General features: G+C 44.3%; 12 protein-coding genes. All 12 read left to right on the top strand.

Annotation, left to right across the window (positions count from 1 at the left end):
* The first annotated feature begins 71 nt into the window (after positions 1-71).
* The 12 genes from J2T16_RS13820 to J2T16_RS13765 all read left to right on the top strand — a co-directional run bounded on the left by J2T16_RS13820 (position 72) and on the right by J2T16_RS13765 (position 18,848).
* The gene (locus J2T16_RS13820; protein WP_253500448.1) at positions 72-956 is read left to right on the top strand and encodes a flagellar hook-basal body protein; all 885 of its coding nucleotides are present in this window, start codon (positions 72-74) and stop codon (positions 954-956) included.
* Positions 957-1,036: 80 nt separating this feature from the next.
* A complete protein-coding gene (locus J2T16_RS13815) occupies positions 1,037-1,873 on the top strand; it encodes a flagellar hook-basal body protein (protein ID WP_154891317.1) in 837 nt (278 codons plus the stop codon).
* Between the two features lie 11 nt (positions 1,874-1,884).
* Entirely contained in the window at positions 1,885-2,112 is a 228-nt protein-coding gene (locus J2T16_RS13810; RefSeq protein ID WP_221791282.1) for a DNA-directed RNA polymerase subunit beta, read from the top strand.
* 481 nt (positions 2,113-2,593) lie between these two features.
* Complete coding sequence (gene fabZ, locus J2T16_RS13805) at positions 2,594-3,025, top strand: 3-hydroxyacyl-ACP dehydratase FabZ (protein WP_090922893.1); 432 nt, start codon at positions 2,594-2,596, stop codon at positions 3,023-3,025.
* A gap of 278 nt (positions 3,026-3,303) precedes the next feature.
* Positions 3,304-5,025, top strand: coding sequence for a phospho-sugar mutase (locus J2T16_RS13800; RefSeq protein ID WP_253499739.1), 1,722 nt, complete (start codon positions 3,304-3,306; stop codon positions 5,023-5,025).
* Between the two features lie 191 nt (positions 5,026-5,216).
* The gene (locus J2T16_RS13795; RefSeq protein WP_499018524.1) at positions 5,217-7,238 is read left to right on the top strand and encodes a DUF5693 family protein; all 2,022 of its coding nucleotides are present in this window, start codon (positions 5,217-5,219) and stop codon (positions 7,236-7,238) included.
* Positions 7,214-8,371, top strand: a complete 1,158-nt coding sequence (gene csaB, locus J2T16_RS13790) for a polysaccharide pyruvyl transferase CsaB (RefSeq protein WP_499018523.1) — start codon at positions 7,214-7,216, stop codon at positions 8,369-8,371. The genes J2T16_RS13795 and csaB overlap by 25 nt, the downstream gene beginning before the upstream one ends.
* A 7-nt stretch (positions 8,372-8,378) precedes the next feature.
* Positions 8,379-9,137 (top strand): WecB/TagA/CpsF family glycosyltransferase, encoded by a 759-nt coding sequence (locus tag J2T16_RS13785; protein WP_499018522.1) that lies wholly within the window; start codon positions 8,379-8,381, stop codon positions 9,135-9,137.
* 428 nt (positions 9,138-9,565) lie between these two features.
* Positions 9,566-10,693, top strand: a complete 1,128-nt coding sequence (locus J2T16_RS13780) for a glycosyltransferase family 4 protein (RefSeq protein WP_090922903.1) — start codon at positions 9,566-9,568, stop codon at positions 10,691-10,693.
* Positions 10,694-10,860: 167 nt separating this feature from the next.
* Positions 10,861-14,766 carry an S-layer homology domain-containing protein gene (locus J2T16_RS13775; protein ID WP_499018520.1) on the top strand — a complete coding sequence of 1,302 codons (3,906 nt, stop codon included), beginning with the start codon at positions 10,861-10,863 and terminating at the stop codon, positions 14,764-14,766.
* A 205-nt stretch (positions 14,767-14,971) separates the two neighbouring features.
* Positions 14,972-15,313, top strand: a complete 342-nt coding sequence (locus tag J2T16_RS13770) for a hypothetical protein (protein ID WP_090922908.1) — start codon at positions 14,972-14,974, stop codon at positions 15,311-15,313.
* Between the two features lie 517 nt (positions 15,314-15,830).
* The gene (locus tag J2T16_RS13765; protein WP_499018518.1) at positions 15,831-18,848 is read left to right on the top strand and encodes an S-layer homology domain-containing protein; all 3,018 of its coding nucleotides are present in this window, start codon (positions 15,831-15,833) and stop codon (positions 18,846-18,848) included.
* Positions 18,849-18,922 lie beyond the last annotated feature (74 nt).

The following is an 18,922-nucleotide window of genomic DNA, read 5'->3' as shown; positions in this document are numbered from 1 at the left end:
AAAAGGTGAACAGAACGGACAAACAGCTACCTGCGTTGCAGGGACAAGCGTTTAAGGAGAGGGGTTCATTCATGTTAAGAGGTCTGTACACCGCTGCTGCGGGAATGATTACAGAGCAACGCCGCCACGACACTGCTACACAGAATATTGTAAATATGAACACAACGGGATACAAACAGGTGAATAGCGTAAACCGCTCCTTCCCGGAAATGCTCATTACTTTAACGGGCGGGGATGCCAATCTTCCAACAAAGCGGCTGGGCAAACTCAACTCCGGCGTATTCGCTGAGGAAAGCTTATCCATGAATGTTCAAGGCGCTCTTATGGAAACGAAACGTACAAGTGATTTTGCAATCTCATCGAATTTGAGTGTGAATGATCCGCAGACCAATCAACCCATTCGGTTTGATGCTTCCGGCAAGTTTGTACGAGCAGATGGAACGGTCACGTACCAGCCGCAAGCATACTTTACCGTTCGAGATGCACAGGGAAACACGCGTTATACACGTGATGGTCATCTGGATGTTAATGGAACAGGGCAACTTCTCAGCTCTACCGGTTCTCAGGTGCTGGACAGTAATGGGCAACCGGTTGTATTGACAGGTCCTGTGGATCAATTTAAAGTGGATGAGCAAGGCCGCCTTGTTAATGCGGTTACAGGTGTTCCAACAGGCGTTACGCTTGGAATCAGTATTATTGACCAGCCGAATCAGCTTGTTCGTCAAGGTGACGGTAATTTTAGTCTGAATGAAGATAATGGTGCAACGGCTCGGACGATGAATGCTACTGATATTGTGCAGATTCATCAAGGTTATCTGGAAGGGTCGAATGTAGACGCCTCTCAGGCTACCGTTGACATGAATGCGGCATTTCGTGCCTACGAAGCGAACCAGAAGGTCGTTCAGTTCTATGACCGCAGTTTGGAAAAGGCTGTTAACGAAGTTGGTCGTGTCTAACGCCAATTGTAACCATATTACCGCGTAGTGATGGGCGATAAGCCCTTTGCGGAGCAAAGCAGGGGAGGTAAAATCACCGCATGAATAATTCCATGATTAGTGCCAAGGTGTCGATGACTGCGATTCAGCAACGGCTGGATGTCATTTCCGATAATATTGCCAACGTGAATACGGCAGGCTATAAAAGTAAACAGGCAAACTTTGAAGATGTATTGACTCGTATACAGCAACAAGATGACAAGTATAAGCAGGATGGGCGTTCGACACCGATGGGGTATAACCTTGGTTTTGGAGCACGTCTGGTCAACCTCACCAGAGATATGTCCCAAGGTAGCATGCAGGAGACAGGTAACCCGACAGACCTAGCTATTGAGGGCAATGCGATGTTTGCTGTTCAGGCAGATGGTCAGAAAGTATGGACACGTCAAGGTGCATTTCACTTTGTGCCCGATATGCGTCCAAAAGCGAATCCGAACGATCCTGACCTGATGGTGCTTGTCAATGGCGATGGGAATTTAGCTCTGAATCGTCAGGGAGAGCCCGTTACTGCTCCGAAAGACAGCACAGTTGCTTTTGATGAGAAAGGTAATCTGCTCGTGCGTCAGGGCAACGGCAATGCCGTAATCAGGGGACAGCTACAGATGGTGGATATTGAGCGTCCTGAAGGACTTGTGCAATTAGCGGACAACCTCTTTGGATTGGGTGCTGGGTTAACCGAGAATGACGTATTCGGGGCTAATGCAGCAACACGTGTACCTCAGGCATCGATCCGCACTGGTTTCCTTGAGCAATCCAACGTAGATATGACACAGGAGATGGCGTTGCTCATGCAAGGTCAGCGGACTTATCAACTGGCGGCACGGGCGCTCACGTCTAGTGATTCCATGGCGGGTCTTGCCAATAATATGAGAGCATAAAGGTGAATGGGATGACAGAAACACAGCAGCAGAACAGCAAGCCGGAGCAGAAGGAAGTCAAGAAAAAAAAGAAGAGTTGGTGGCGCATCGCAAGATGGTTTCTGATTCCGATTTTGCTTGTTCTTGCCCTCGCTGGCGGAATGGTCGCTGGGTATGTGGTACTGGGCAAACAGGATATCGGTTCCGTATGGCAATGGAGTACCTGGAAACATGTCTATGATCTGGTATTTGCTCCATAAGATAACGAGTTCAGCGAAAACTCCTGCGCAGGCAGGAGTTTTCTTTTTGGTGTTGAAAACAGTATAATGATGGATGACGTTTAACGTCAGAAGAGGCCTCCCCTGCGAAAGACATTGCTTGTCATCGCGAAGAGAGACCCCTTATCTCAACCTTCACTACTGCAGTCATGAAGGATATTACTAGTGTTAACCCTAAAACAACATTTCATACAACATTAAAAATGAAACTCATTTTATATGAGGATCGACTTGATCATGCTCGTTTAATGTTTTCCGCACTACAGTAAGTGGAGGGAAGAGAATTGTTCAAAAGAAGTAAAGCGCTCGCGTTTGTCACAGAATTTTACCCATTATAATGGGATCAAAAAAATTCAGGGACAATGGCGATCATAGAACAATCTCTTTCCGAAACGACGCTATTGCGCCGGCATTATTGCATGTTGGAGAGCCTCGTATAAATACCCCGAGAGGAGATTAAATTGTGTTAGATATCAAACAAATTCAATCCATTATCCCACATCGCCCGCCGTTTCTGTTGGTGGACAGAATTTTAGAGATGGAGGATGGCAAACGTGCTGTTGGTTTGAAAAACGTAACGATTAATGAACCGTTCTTCATTGGACATTTCCCTGAGTATCCAGTAATGCCAGGCGTATTGATCACAGAAGCGTTGGCTCAGGTTGGCGCGGCAGCTATGCTGAATTTAGAAGCAAACAAAGGCAAAATCGGTTTCTTGGCGGGACTCGACAATTTCCGGTTCCGTGGCCAAGTTGTGCCTGGGGATACGTTGATTCTGGAAGTGGAAATTACACGTCTTAAAGGCTCGATTGGTAAAGGTCAAGCTACTGCCCGCGTGGATGACAAAATTGTCGCTGAAGGCGAAATCATGTTTGCACTGTCAGACCCAAGCTGATTACATAGGCATGTATATATCATGCAGATAAGTTGTACTAATTCTTTACACTTAAACGGAGAGGACAGAGAAAACCTGAAAAAGCGAAGCGTTCGCCTTTATCACCGGATTTTTGCCTTTTAGAAAAGGGAATACAAAAAATCTGGGGATAACAGCGATTGGAAGGTTGCTCTGTCATTGGAGTGGACGTGTAAATATCTTTAGTCCAACTTATGACTACGCTGAACAGCTACGTGCATAAATAGAATTTTTATATAGACGGAAGGGGCTTATTGGATATGGAACAGTTAAGCGCAGCAGCAGCCGAGACGTTACAACAATGGTTGGAGGATGCTTCTATCGATGAAGCAACGAAACAGGAGCTTCGTGATCTGAAAGATCAACCCAAAGAGCTGGAGGAGCGTTTCTACAGAAATCTGGAGTTTGGTACAGGTGGATTGCGCGGTGTTATTGGTGCCGGTAGCAACCGGATGAACAAATATACAGTCGGTCGTGCTACACAAGGCTTTGCCCGTTATTTGCTGGAGCAGCATGGGGACAAGGAAGGCAAACCTTCGGTTGTCATCGCACATGACTCCCGTCACTTCTCACCTGAATTCTCGCTGGATGCGGCGCTGGTACTGGCGGCTAATGGTATCGTAGCCAAGCTGTATCCTTCCCTGCGTTCTACACCTCAACTGTCCTTCAGTGTGCGTCACCTGCAAGCCACAGGTGGTATCGTTGTAACAGCAAGCCATAACCCGCCAGAATACAACGGATACAAAGTGTACAACCATGAAGGCGGACAATTGGTGCCGCATGAAGCAGAGCAAGTCATTCAATACATTCAAGAGGTGCCTTCTCTTGCAGATGTGAAAAAAATGACACGCGAAGAAGCCGAAGCACAAGGTTTGCTGGTTTGGCTTGGTGAAGAAGACGATCAGGCATTCGTAGACACCGTGGCAAGCCGCAGTCTAAGCCGTGAGCTGATTCAATCCGGCATCGGCCGTGATTTCAAAATCGTATATACACCGTTACACGGTACAGGCAATCTTCCGGTTCGCCGCGTACTGGAGCAGATCGGATTCGAACAGTTGTATATTGTCGCTGAACAAGAGCAGCCGGATGCTGAATTTTCCACAGTGAAGTCCCCTAACCCAGAAGAGCGCGAAGCGTTCACACTGGCAATGAAGCTGGGCGAATCCGTAGGTGCAGATATTCTGATCGGTACAGATCCGGATGCAGACCGTATGGGTGCTGTCGTAAAAGACAAGGATGGCAAATATTTCGTCTTGTCCGGTAACCAATCGGGTGCCATTATGGTACACTATCTGCTCAGTCGTCTCCAAGAGACAGGCGCGCTGCCAAGCAACGGTGCAGTAATCAAAACGATTGTAACGAGTGAGATGGGGGCAGTTATCGCTCAGCATTACGGTGCAGAAGTGATGAACACCCTGACAGGCTTTAAATATATCGGTGAAAAAATGAACCAGTTCGAAGCAACCGGAAGTCATACTTTCCTCTTCGGATATGAAGAGAGTTATGGCTACCTCTCCGGCAACTATGCCCGTGACAAGGATGCTGTCCTTGCCTCGATGTTGATTGCCGAAGCGGCTGCTTACTATAAGAGTCAAGGCAAAACACTCTACGATGTGTTGCAGGAGCTGTACAACCAGTTCGGATTCTTCCTCGAAAAACTGGAGTCCCGCACGCTGAAAGGCAAAGACGGAGTCGCACAGATTCAGGCGAAAATGACCGACTGGCGTTCTAATCCGCCGAAGGAAGTTGCGGGCATCGCTGTGCAGGATGTGCTGGACTACTCTCTGGGTCTGGACGGCCTGCCGAAGGAGAACGTGCTGAAATTTATTTTGGCAGACGGATCATGGTTCTGCCTGCGTCCTTCCGGTACAGAGCCGAAGATCAAAGTGTACTTCGCTGTGCGCGGTGAGAGCTTGCAAGATGCAGAGAGCCAGATCGAACGTCTGGTTTCGGAAGTTATGTCGCGTGTAGACGCGCAATAAAACAAATGGTACTGTAAGAAAAAGATGCAGAAGGCCTCTCCGCACCGTAAGGTTGGTTGGCGGAGGGGTTTTTCTTTGAAATAAAATGGATCGTGTGCTGGCATATTAGAGAGTGTGTTAACACATGCTGAACGTAAGAATTATAAGAGCAGAACGGGCATTTGGTTCCAACAACTGAGGAGGTACACGTAGTGCGTCAAAAATGGCTTTATTGGAATAACGCTTCCCGGAAGTGGTTGTGGCTCATCGTTATTATTGGTTTGGTGGCGTCCATTCCGGTCATCCGTGACCGGGTGCAGACAGAATCTTCTACGAACAAAGTAGAACTGGTCTTCAACTACCGAGGACTCTTGGATATTTCCGCGTATCAGGCTCACCCGCAAGATTTCATTGATCAACAAATGACACGTCTGAAAGACGCTGGTGTGACAACGATGGCTGTGTTTGAGAGTACGCTGGACGAACTCAAAAAAACACGCCGATTGATGGTTTACTCAGGTCAGGATCTTGCGAATATGACAAAAGAAGTGATTCCTTCCAATGCGAACTATACCTATGTATTGTTCACATCTGAAGAGAATGCGCAGACTTATACCCCTATTATTGAACAAACGTTCGCTGAGCGTCAGATCCCGGTTCAACCTTGGGAGTATGAAGGTCGCAGCGGCTTAATATTGCAGACACCGCCGGAGAATGCCAACATGCAACCGATGCAGCCTGACCCGGTTGCGGTGAAAATGCTGCGTGATAAAGGTTTTTATATTTTACCCCGTATCTCCGACACGGTACCTTACAACCAACAATCGATGGAACGTTTGCTAACCTTCTTCGAAGAAAATGGCGTAACACGTATCCTGTTTGATGGGGATGCAGTGAAAGGGTACAATGATAATGCAGAGATGAAAAGTCTGGATCAGTTTGCCCAGCTCCTGAACAAACATCATATTGGTCTGGCGGCGATTGAAAATCTGAAGAAGCCACAGGCAGGATTCCAGACGCTGGCTTACAAAATTGATTACAACGTAACTCGTCTCTATTCACTAAGCGACTCCGATGCGAATCTGAAAGAAGATACTATTGCCGACCGTTTTGTACTGGCAACCAAAGACCGTAATATTCGCATGATTTATATGAACGCTTCACCGAGCCGGAATACGGCCAAAGCTGAGATCACCGACCCGATCGAAAATCTGATCAAAAGTTTGGGTGAGCCAGGACATGCCGTTGAACGTATGGCCAAACACGGCTTTGAGCTTGGACAAGCTGAACCATTCACTGTGAAAGATTCGTCTATTCAACGGTATGCGAAGCTGATCGCTCTTATCGGAGCAATCGCTTTGATCACACTGATGGTTTCATATTTTGCACCTGTATTCACCATTGCCGTGTTCCTGCTTGGACTAGTAGGAAGCGCGGGTCTGTTCCTGTTGAAACCTACATTGCTGGAGCAAGGAATCGCCTTGCTTGCTGCCATTTCCGCACCAACCATTGCAATGGTACTGGCGGTTCGTACAGTGAATGCAACACAACTGCGTCAACCGGATGCCCCTGCGGGTCGTCGTTTGGCACAGACCCTTGTTTTATATGTAAGAACATCGATCATTTCGTTCGTAGCTGTACCGTTTGTGATCGCATTATTGAATAGCATTACGTACAGCCTGGTTATTAACCAGTTCCGTGGAGTCAGCTTGTTGCACTTCGCTCCGATTGGTCTGGTTGCGATCTATATTATATTCTATCGTGGTTCCGGTTCAATCTCTGTGAAACAAGTGAAAGACATGCTTCGTATGCCGATCAACATTTTGATGGTTGTACTGGCGCTTGTTGCTGCTGCTGTTGGATATTATTATTTGAGCCGTACAGGTAACGCTGGTTCCGTTACACCATTTGAGATGTTCCTGCGTACCACGCTGGAAGATACGTTTGGCGTGCGGCCTAGATTCAAAGAATTTGTACTGGGACACCCGCTGTTTATCGTTGGCGTGTTCGCCGCTTTAAAATACCGTAAAGTGATTTTTGCGCTAATCATCGCCACGATGGGTCAATTGTCTATGGTTGATACGTTTGCGCATATTCATACACCAGCTGTACTGTCACTGATTCGTGGGGTGATGGGACTCGGCCTTGGCTTGATCTTTGGTATCATTGCTGTGGGTGTGTGGCAAGTCGCGGAAGGATGTTGGAAAAAATGGTCACCACTTCTAAAAAGTTAGTCATCTCAGGATACTATGGATTCAACAACAGCGGAGATGAAGCTGTACTGAAATCCATTCTGACTGCCCTCCAAGAAGAGAGCCAGCGGTCCAATGTTACCATTGAACCGATTGTGCTCTCCATTAATCCGGAGTGGACAACCTCGATGTATGGCGTTCGTGCTGTACATCGCATGAAGCTGAAGGAAGTTCGTGAGGCACTGAAGGAAAGTGACGGACTTATCAGTGGCGGCGGAAGTCTGCTGCAGGATGCAACTGGATTGAAGTCCATTCCTTATTATCTGGGTGTGATCAAACTCGCTCAGTGGCTGAAAAAACCTACATTTATCTATGCGCAGGGTATTGGCCCTGTTCACCGTAAAATCTTTAACCCGATGATCAAATCGGTATTTAAATCCTGTACCTATGTATCGGTTCGAGACGAGCAATCCGCAGATTATCTGCGTCGTCTTGGACTAAAGTGGAATCAGATTCATGTCGTGCCTGACCCAGTGATGGGTTTACCTTTGCCGGATACAGCATCACCAGTCCGGGATGAAGCGGACCCTTCCACTGCTGAGGAACAACCAACTCATGCCAAACTACCGGTGATCGGAGTGTCTGTTCGGTTCTGGGAATCGGATCGTAAGGAATTGACGGCTATTGCGGCTGGATTGAAGAAGCTGGCTACGAAAAAGGCTGTCCATCTGCGCTTTATGCCGTTTCATCTGCCCGATGATGTGCAGGCATCCCGTTTCATTATGGAAATGATTGATGATGTGACAAGCAAAGGTAGTGAAATTAGTATTACGGACGATCTTACTGATCCTCAACAAATGCTGGAGGAAGTCAGTCGCTGTGATCTGATGATCGGTATGCGTCTGCATAGTTTGATCTACGCAGCTTCACAGTATGTTCCACCTGTTGGTATCTCGTATGATCCCAAAATCGATCAGTTCCTGCTTCGACTGGAAAGTGAGCCTGCAGGCAATACCAGTTCACTGGATGGGGATAAATTTGCAGAAACGGTTGCTGGATTGCTGGAACATCGTTCACAATGGTTGAAGCAACATGAAGATCGTATTACTGCATTGAAGCAGGAGGCCGTAGAGCCTGCCAAGCAAATTATTACCTATTTAGGCCGCAAAGGATGAGATAACAATGAGTCAGACCGGATCTATTCCTACCGTTTCCATCTATGGTATCCCCTTTTCCAAACTAACGATGAAAGAAACGGTACAGGTGCTTGAAGAAGCCGTGTTGTCGAAACAGCCACATCAGGTTATCACTGCCAATCCAATTATGGTTATGGCTGCGCTAGAAAATTCCGCAATTATGAAGGTGATGAAGGATGCGGAGATGATTGTTCCGGACGGAACCGGCGTGGTATGGGCTGCGGGCTACTGCGGTGATCCTTTAGCAGAACGAGTGCCGGGCTTTGAACTTTTACATGAATTGTTGCGGGTTGGAGAAAACTATCGGTGGGGCGTGTATTTGCTTGGTTCGACTCCTGAAGTGATTCAAGAAACGGCAGTTCGGTTACAACAGCAGTATCCGGCTATTCGTATTGTCGGTTATCGCGACGGTTTCTTCGGTTCGGCTGAGGATGAGCAGGTTGTAGCTGCGATACAGCAGGCTGCACCTGATCTGTTATTTGTCGCTCGCGGTGCGGATACCCAAGAACCCTGGATTCACAAGCATAAGCATGCGTTGCAAGTTCCTGTCATGATGGGGGTTGGCGGTAGCTTTGATGTGATCTCTGGCAAAAGCAAACGGGCACCTAAACTGTTCCAAAAGTTAAGACTGGAATGGTTCTATCGTCTGCTTCGTGAACCTAGCCGGGCTGGACGGATGCTTGCGCTCCCGAAATTCGCAGTGAAAGTGATGCGGGACAAAGAAAACGTGACAAAAGTCCGATAAAAACAGGTAATTACGAGATAAATGCTTGTTTTTGCTAGAAATTGAGGATAGCTTTTCAGAAATGATCAGCGTATAATTCATTCCGGCACATACGTGTGTCACTCGAATGAATACATTCTTTGATTGCACTAGGCACTCCCGCTAAAGGAGCTGTTACACTTCATTACTACGATTGCAAGAGAACCTTCGATCGCCCTTATCCCCAAATTTCTATTTATCCTTGTTCAAGGATGAAATTCGGTGATAAAAGCGAACGCTTCGCTTCTACAGGTTTTCCCTTGCACTCTTCGTACCGTGTAACTGTTGCCTCAGAATCAACAATAAATTTTCATCAAAAGTGAAAAACAATGTTTCTTTATATATAGAAAAAGAGAACAGGGGATTTATAATTTTTCTGAAGGTATTATAATTGGGGGTCGAATGTTCAAATGGTAGCGATCTTTATCATTGGATTTCTGGTGTCAATGGGACTTGCTTTAGCTCTTACACCACTTGTTAAGAAGTTCGCAGTCCGCATCGGTGCAATGGATACACCGAATGCACGTAAAGTGCATACACGTATTATGCCGCGTCTCGGTGGATTGGGTATTTTTCTGGCATTTATTATTACGGTGGCTGCCCTGCTTCCGTTTGTCTCCGCCTGGTTTACAACTCGCGATATGAGTTTTGTCAGTGCATTTCTGGTTGGGGGCTCCATCATTGTGTTGATTGGTGCACTTGATGACCGTTTTGAACTGTCTGCCAAAGTGAAACTGCTTGGACAGATCGTAGCTGCGTCGGTCGTTGTATTTGGATTTAACATTCGTGTAGACTTCGTGAACATTCCGTTTCAGGATGCGTATTCTTCACTTGAAACGTGGGTGTCCATTCCGCTGACGATTCTGTGGATTGTTGGTGTAACCAACGCGATTAATCTGATCGACGGACTGGATGGTCTGGCAGCCGGTGTATCGGGTATTGCTATTGGAACCATTGCAGTGATGTCTTTCCTGATGGGTAATACGATGATTGCTCTGATGTGTCTGGTATTGCTTGGTAGCATTATCGGGTTCTTGTTCTTTAACTTCCACCCAGCGAAAATATTCATGGGAGATACCGGTTCACTATTCCTTGGTTTCTCCCTGGCGATGCTTTCGATGCTCGGATTTAAACAGATTGCAGTCGTGTCCTTTATTACACCGCTGATTATTATCGGTGTACCGCTCTCGGATACATTGTTCGCAATTATTCGCCGCGCGGTGCAACGGAAACCGATCTTCTCACCGGATAAAGGTCACCTGCATCATTGCTTGCGTGAACTTGGATTCAGCCATCGTCAGACCGTACTGATTATCTATGGTATTGCCGCGTTCTTCGGTGTGCTGGCTATTATCCAGTCTTCGGCTGCAATGTTTGAAGCCAACTGGGTAACCTTTGTTGTGATCTGTATCATGATGTTCTTCCTGCAAGTTGGGGCAGAAGTCATTGGACTTGTAAGTAAAACGAGAAAACCAGTGATTAACTTCCTGATGCGTATGCGCGTGAAGCTTAATCCACAGACCCGTTCGAAATCCTAAAAAATTATTTCGTTTCCTGCTATCGTTCAATATTCTAATATTAGACCCGTGCCTTATCCCAATTGGGATAAGGTTTTTTGTTTTTTTTGAGATTTTTACTAAATAATTGGAACCTTTTTGCCGATAAATACTGGTAACTGACTTAAAAAGAGGAGAGATGATACGTAATGCAACAAAAGAAACGGCCGTTGATTTGGATCATGTTGGTCACCATGGTGCTCTCGTTGTTCCCACAAGGTCTATTCGGTGGGTCCGTTGCTTCGGCTGCCAACGCACTGACTACCTACTTTACACCAGATAATATCGCCATTAGTCAAACGGCGGATTTGAACATTGAAGACTCAGCAAATGCTAGATTTTTGACTCGGGATCGAGCTTATCAGACGACTCAGGGGACAATTACAATAACAGGTGCATACGCTTTTGTATCCAAAGATACGATGCGTGTCAAAGTCGAACAGCTTAACTCGGTTAGTGCACCGAGCAACAAAACGAAATGGGAGCCTGATGCTACCCGTTCCAATACCACTGCAGTAACTGCGAGTACGAGCGGTAATAACAACTTTACGGCAAACAACATCACCTTGTTTCCGGGTTTTAACCGGATTACCTTCACAGGAACTCAAGGATCAGTAGAGCGTTCAGATACGTTTTATGTGCTGTATGATCAGGTTCCATTTATCCAGGATTTTAAAATTTTTACGGACCCAAGTACAGGTTCCAATACATCCTATGGTTTGAATGAAGGTGCGCAGACAGTTGTCAATACACAGTTTGTGTCTGTTCAAGGTAAAGTGCAAAATGCAATTAAAGTAACTGTTTCATTGAATGGTGGAGAAGAACTCGATTCGTCTTTGCTTCAAAACGGAACATTTTTCACGCCACAGTTAAAACTGACTGCTGGTTTGAATAATCTGAAATTTAGAATTGCCAACGGTTCGGATTCTATCCTTACCGAACGTGCAGTGTATTACTACGACAAGGATCAGCCATTCTCTACGCTCAACGTTTCATTAACGAGCGGTGGAACTACAGATACGAAATCGCTACTGAACAATATCCCGACATTCTCGAATGCAGCTACCGAAGCCAAGCTTGAGGTTCAGATGGTGCTTCCTTATATCGCAAGCAATAGCTCATTTAAGGATTCAGGATCGTTCACAGTCAATGGAACAACGATGACGTTCAGCAACGCAACGGAAACCATTATTCCCGGTCCGGATGGGTCAACGCCTGAATACCGAATCGTTACATTCACAACCGATAATGCGTATCCGTTACAAACATCAACCACAACACCAGCTGAAATTTTGAAGAATCAAACGGTTAACGCCGTTGTAGGGCATGGAACATTTAGCTCTGGATATCAAGGGAAGTTTACTTATGCTCCAGGTGTTAAAGCTATTACCAATATGTACTATCTTCCAGATTATAGTGGTGGTGCAGTAACCAATAAAGTACCACTGGACAATGCACAGATTGCTACAGCAGATTTTTATATTATGGTGGAGTCTAGCCAAGCTATTGCAGGCGAAATCGTAAAAGGTGAATACCTCCCAACCGGAACAACCAAGTTGACGATTGAGGGAGCACCAACGGGAACGAATGCGCCTACCGGTCTTTCAAACAATCAAGCGGTCTACTTGGTAAAAAATGTGGCCAATGGCACGCAGAAAATTCGTTTTTATTATGGAAATCCTGATCCACATTACGATGTTACCGTATCGTATGCTGCCAAAAGCTATATTTACGTAGCCAACTTGTATGATGGACAGAACTATACATTCAATTCAAAAACGACCCAGTCCTTAACGGTCAATGGTGAGTTCGTTGGATTCAGTACACTTGTATCTCCTCCATTCACAAGTCAATTATTTGTGAATGGTGTAGCCAGAACTCCTGCTGGTTTCCCGGGCACTAACGGTAAGTTTTCCTTCCCGTTGACTATTGGGGGGACGGGAGAACTTGTATATGGAGAGAATACCATCACCATTACAGGCACGGATAAAGACGGTGCAGGTAAGACTAAGGTCATTGAGAAAAAAATCAGAATTTACATTTCAGACAGCAATGTGTCCAATATTGATAAATTCATGCCGGTCCCTGTTCCAACGGATGGTCGTGTGGAATTCAGCAAGGCAGATGTTAGTGTATACACCCCTGAAGAGATGGTCAATATCTTCAAAGTAACGCCGGACTTCATTATTCGTGATGGAAAGTATGTAACGAGTAAGGATAGATATGACCTGGTGTTTAAGGGTGGCGGTGCCACTATTGCAAATCTGTACTCTGGTTCCAAGCTGATCTACAGCTATCCGATTCCAGCAACGGATACAGGAGATCCAAACAAGGCAACTCAAGATGGTCATATTGCTGACTTTGCGGGGAATCAGGATGAATTCATGATTCGGATCCGGAACTATATCTTTGATGCACCAGGTAGCCATGTGTACACATTAGAGCTGATCAACAGCACGGGAGCCAGAACGACACAACGGTTGGAGATCTTAAGAGAACCATCTTCTTATCGTATCTTGTCTCCTGTAGCGACAGTAGGACAACAGATTGTCGTTAACAAAAACTATGTACATTTTGATATTGAAGCTGAGGGTGCAACACAGGTATTGATTGGTAAGGAAGCGGCTGTTAAACGTCCGGATATGGATAACCGTTTTGTCCTGGATTATGTAGGATTGTCTCCGGATAAAAACAATGCGATCAAAATCCAGATTACGCGAGAAGGCGGCAAGATTAACGATACGGTTAACGTGTTCTATACAAGCACCGTTGGAGTAGATGCACAGTATATGGCTCCGAAAGTGGCTAACAAATATTCTGCATTTAATAAGAAGCTGGAATTGTCGTTCCCGAAAGGGACCATTCTGCAATCCGCTTCCAAATCAAGCAGTGGTGTAATCAAGTTCTACCCGGACAATAAAATTCTGTTTGGTATTGCTGATCCGAAGGACGGCGTACTGGAACGAAAAAATGACTACGGCTTTAATATTGGACAGGCAGATCCACGCAGTACGGGAGGTTTGTCACCAATCACAGTTCCGACGATTTTGACAGAGATGTTTAACTCTAATCTGACAACAAGCAACTTCGTTCCAGTATCCGATACGTATTGGATTAATGGAGGAATTGGTGAACTTGGAGATAAAGGCACAAGCGGATATAAGCCAGGAACCAATGGGGTAACACCATACTCTCTAGAAGGAAGTTTTACACAATTCCCGACAGAACGGATTTTGGTACCTTCTAACCGAGGTACGTTGACTCTTGCCTACGATCCATCAATTGTAGATGAAGTAGGTTCGACCATTAGCGTATTCCGTTACTCCGATAAGAGCAATATCGGACAGTGGGAACCGATTGGTGGAGCTGTGGATACGAAGAAACATACCGTTACCGTTTCTTTCGACGAGTTTGGTTATTACAAAGTAATGAAGCAAAGTAAGAGCTACCCGGATATTACGAACCACCCGTGGGCAAGAAATATCCTTAATGCTCTGTATTCCAAAGGCATCATGAACAATTTGCGCTTTAACGCTTTTGGTGCAGATGATCAGACGACACGTGGTGAGTTTGCTACCCTGCTGGTCAAAGGTTTGGATATTCCATTGAAGTATTCGAATATACAGACCTTCTCAGACGTTTCGCCAACAACCAGAAGTGATACGTGGGATTATGCTTCTATTGAGACAGCAGCCAAAGCAGGGATCATTACAGGACTCAGTGATGGATTCTTTGGTGTGGAAGATCCAATTACACGTGAGCAAGCGGCAGTAATGATCGCACGAGCGATGAGCATGAAGCTTGCTGCGAATGATAGTAAGCTCGCGGGGACATTGTCTAAATCCTTCCAGGATTCTAATCAGATTGAGTACTATGCCCGTCCTTCGGTGCAGGCTGTATCCAAGGCAAAAATCATGGAAGGCAGCCCCGTGCAGGGCAATGCCAAATCATTCCTCTTCAATCCGAAAGGTAACCTGACTCGTGCTGAAGCAGGTAAAATTGCCGTGGAATTGTTCAAGAAAGGTACTAAACTTTTCCCTAAAACGCTAAGCTAATTTATCCGATATGGAAATGTTTTAGGAAGAACCTGTCCCTTTAACAAAAAGGGGCGGGTTCTTTTTATGGGTAAATATGAGATTGTATAGAATGCATTTATAATAGAAGGAAACAGTTTTTTACCAATAACTATTTTTGTAATTTGCTAGAGATTAAGATACAATAGCGGTAAATACACAATGATCTAGAGGGTGAAGTTAGCTTATGAAACCGATTTATTCCAAGGCCCAACTGGGCTACATGAAGGCAAAGACACAGTTTGAGAAGCAGGCAGTCTTTCTTGAGAAAAAACTGGAAGATACACGTAAGACTCAGGAGATCTCTCAGGAAGTGATGGAAGGGCTTGTTCAGACGACCGGCTTCCATGATGCGTATAATAATCTGGTTCTAGCGGAAAACGAATTGATCGAATGGTCTCATACCACAATGAAACATGAGAAGACGTATCGTGAGAACCGTATCGCGATTGATGACATGTATTTGAAACTAAATAGTGATCCCAAAATGCGTGCACAGATTATTGATTTAGCAATGAAGATTCGATAAATAATCTATATAAACGAGAAATGAAAGAGGGCCAATGGGCTCTCTTTTTTTTATTTTGAATATTGTGGAATTTGTCGCGTCATTGTCATAAACAACGGGTATAAATAAACGTCCGTCACATTTTTGAAAACTCCATGTTGCAGGTACTAAACCAGCAAAGTGGCGCTATGACTGGTTTTGAACGCGCTAGAAACCTGCACCGCATCAATACATAAATAAGTTCAAAACTTTTTTTGAAGAATGCGCAACTTTTTGAAATCTACTGCGTTTAAGATGTAGAGTCAAAAACATTGGGGAACTTACCAAGAATGACCTCGTGAAGAATCTTGTCTATTTATTAGAAAAAATTGCTTTACGGCACGAGAGACCCATTGTATAATACGTAAGGTAGGATTAGGAAACTACTCTATTTACGTGTGATTCTATTATTATTCTAGGTAACAAGTTTCTGTGATATGCTCACAGACATCATTTATATTAACTTGCTCAGAACTCTGGAAAGGGGGTGCAACAATATATGAGGAACACGAGCGACCCTATTAAAGAAAATTCAAATGTTATGAACACCCAAGGAGGAGAAAAAAAGGTTATGAAGAAAATTTTATCCGTAGCATTGTCTACAGCAATGGCATTCTCAATGTTTGCTTCTGTAGCATTCGGTGATACAGCAGTTTCCCCGCAACAACAGTTTGACGCATTGAAAGCAAAAGGTATCTTCGAAGGCTTCCCTAACGGTACAGCTGGATTGGATCAAGAGATGACTCGCGGTCAATTCGCAAAAGTTATCACTAAATTGCTCGGTTTGAAAGAAGTAACTGGTCAATTGTCTTACAAAGACAAAAACTACACAGCTAAAAACTGGGCTGTACCTTACATCGAAGCAGTAACTGCTGCGGGTATCATGCAAGGTAAAGACACAACTAAAAAAATCTTTGACTTCAACGGTAAAGTGACAATCGCTGAAATGGCGACGATCCTTACTCGTGCGCTTGACCTGGAAGTTCCAGCTGAAACAAACAACAATGCTCCAGAATGGGCTAAAAAAGACGTTCAAGCAGCAATCAACGCTGGTCTGGTAGATGCTAACGCTAACTTCACAGCTAACGCTTCCCGCCAATTGCTGGTAGGTGCAGCTTATGCAGTGGATCAAGCTCAAAGCATCAAAGTTACTTCTTATGAAGTAAGCGAAGCTGGTAAAGTTGTTACTTTCAAAATCAGCGATGGTGAATCCGTTAAAGTAACTTTGGATAAAGCTCTCGAAGCTAACAAAGAAACTGAAGTGAAATTCACTTACAAAGAAAAGCAATTCACTGAGAAAGTTACTTATGTAGTAACTGAAGCAACTAAATTGCAATCCGTATCTGCTGACAACTTGAAAGAAGTAACACTTACATTCGACGGTAAAGTTGATAAGTCTACTTCTGAGTTGAAAGACAACTACAGATTGAATGGTAACCTGACAGTTAAATCTGCAGTGTTGAGCGCTTCTGGAAACCAAGTGGTATTGACTTTGGATCAAGACCAAGCTTTCAGAAACCAACAAAAATACACTGTAACAGTTACTGGCGTTAAAGCTGGTACTAAAACAATTGAAGCAAGCAATGTTGAGTTTACTCCAGTAGACAACAAGCTTCCTGAAGTTGTAAGTGTAACTGGTTTGGGAACTAAAGCAATCAAAATCATCTTCAGCGAGCCAGTAAAACAATCCTACACTAACAACTTCCAAGTTGATGGTCAAGGTTTCTACAGCTCTCCAAATGTTGAAGGTCGCGAAGTTATTCTGAAATCCAGCTCTGCTTTGACTGTTGGTGAGCACACTCTTACAGTAACTGGTGTTGAAGATTTCGCAGGTTTCAAATCTTTGAAATCCGAGCACAAGTTCTCCGTTGTTGAAGATAACACTGCTCCAACAATCGCAGAAGCTACTGCAACTTTGGAAAAACTGACTGTTACATTCAGTGAAGATATCGATGATTCTACACTGGACAAAGCCAACGTTTATCACAAACGTGGTGATTCAAAAATCAACCCTAGCAGAATCGTAAGATTGTCTGCTAACAAATATGAGTTCTACTTCGATACTGATAAAGCTCTGCCTTCTTACGAAACTACAATTTTCGTAGAGAAAGTAAAAGACTTCTCCGGTAACGAAATTACTCAAACATCCAAGCTGGTTAAAGCTGAAATCGATACAGAGCGTCCACAAGTTCTGGATGCACGTGTAACTACTGGAAACAAAAAACAATTGGCTTTGACTTTCAGCAAGCCACTTGCAAATCAAGATTTCTTGAAATTGATCACTGTTAAAGATAAAGACGGTAAAGTTCGTCAAATCTCTAACGTATCTTTCAAAGATTCTTCAACTAAAAATATTCTCTTGGTTGACTTCTTCTCGGATCTTCCAGAAGGAACTAACACTTTGAATATTGCTGGAGTTAAAGACGCTACTGTTCTTGGTAACGTAATGCTGGATTACAACACTACATTTAATGTAGGTGACACTACAGCTCCTAAGGTTGCTTCGGTATCCTTCAACGTTTCTGACAACACACGTCGTGCAGTAATCGTATTCGACGAGAAAATGGATCCAGAATCCTTGTTGAATCGTGCTAATTACTCTCTGACATTCGATGGCACTGAAATTGGTCTGCCTAGCGATGCTTATCTGTCTGTAACACAAGACGGCAAAGCAGTTGTAATCGAATTGCCAGTAACAATCAGCAACAAAGACGTTACTAAAGATCGTTTGACTAAAATCAGAGTACAAGGCGTTAAAGATGTAGCAGGTAACTACATTGCTAACTTCAACAAAGAGTTGGTATTGAGTGATTATGCTAACATTGCAACTGTTAATTACAACACTGACGGTAACACTGCTTCCCTGACAGGAAAACGTGATATCAAAGTTAAATTGAATCAATCTGTATCTCGTGTTGTTAACAAAGATGCTGTAACAGTTTCTGGTTACACTGTAACTGATGTTGTTGCTAACGATACAGATACAATCACAATCAAAGTTGATCGTGATATCTACTCACCAGCTGGTTTGACTGTTGGTTTCACAGCTGAAACTAAATTCATTGGTGCTGCTCAAAACGAAATCAAATTCCTTAGTGGTGTAACAATCAACTCCAATATTAAAGATGAAGTTGCACCTGAAGTAGCAGATAACCAAAACATTTATGCTACAACTGTTACTGGTTCAACTTACAGTGCAAAAGTTAACGTTACAGAGAACTTGAAAAAAGATGCTGCACTTGTTAATCTTTATGCACAAGATCTGGTTGTAACTCGTCTGTCTGATAACAAAGTTGTACCAGCTTTGTCTACTCAAAATGACTTCTACTATGAAGTTGTAGATGTTACTGATGCAGTAGCAGGTACTACTCCGGCTGCTCCTTACTTCATCGTGAAAATCGTTGACGCTAACGGTAGCCCAGCTGGTTACTCCATTGAGATCAAAGATAACGCTAAGTATATCCAAGATACTCAAGGTAATGTAATCAAAGCTAAAGGTGCAGTTAGAACTCAATAATCTATCGCACAATATAAAGAGTGGTCTAGAGAATTTTCTCTAGGCCACTTTTTTATTATTTTAGGTAGTTATTG

It is taken from the genome of Paenibacillus intestini (assembly GCF_030803945.1).
GTDB classification, from domain to species: Bacteria; Bacillota; Bacilli; order Paenibacillales; family Paenibacillaceae; genus Paenibacillus; species Paenibacillus polysaccharolyticus.
Note: the sequence above shows the minus strand (reverse complement) of the source record. Positions and strands in the feature narration are given on the sequence as shown.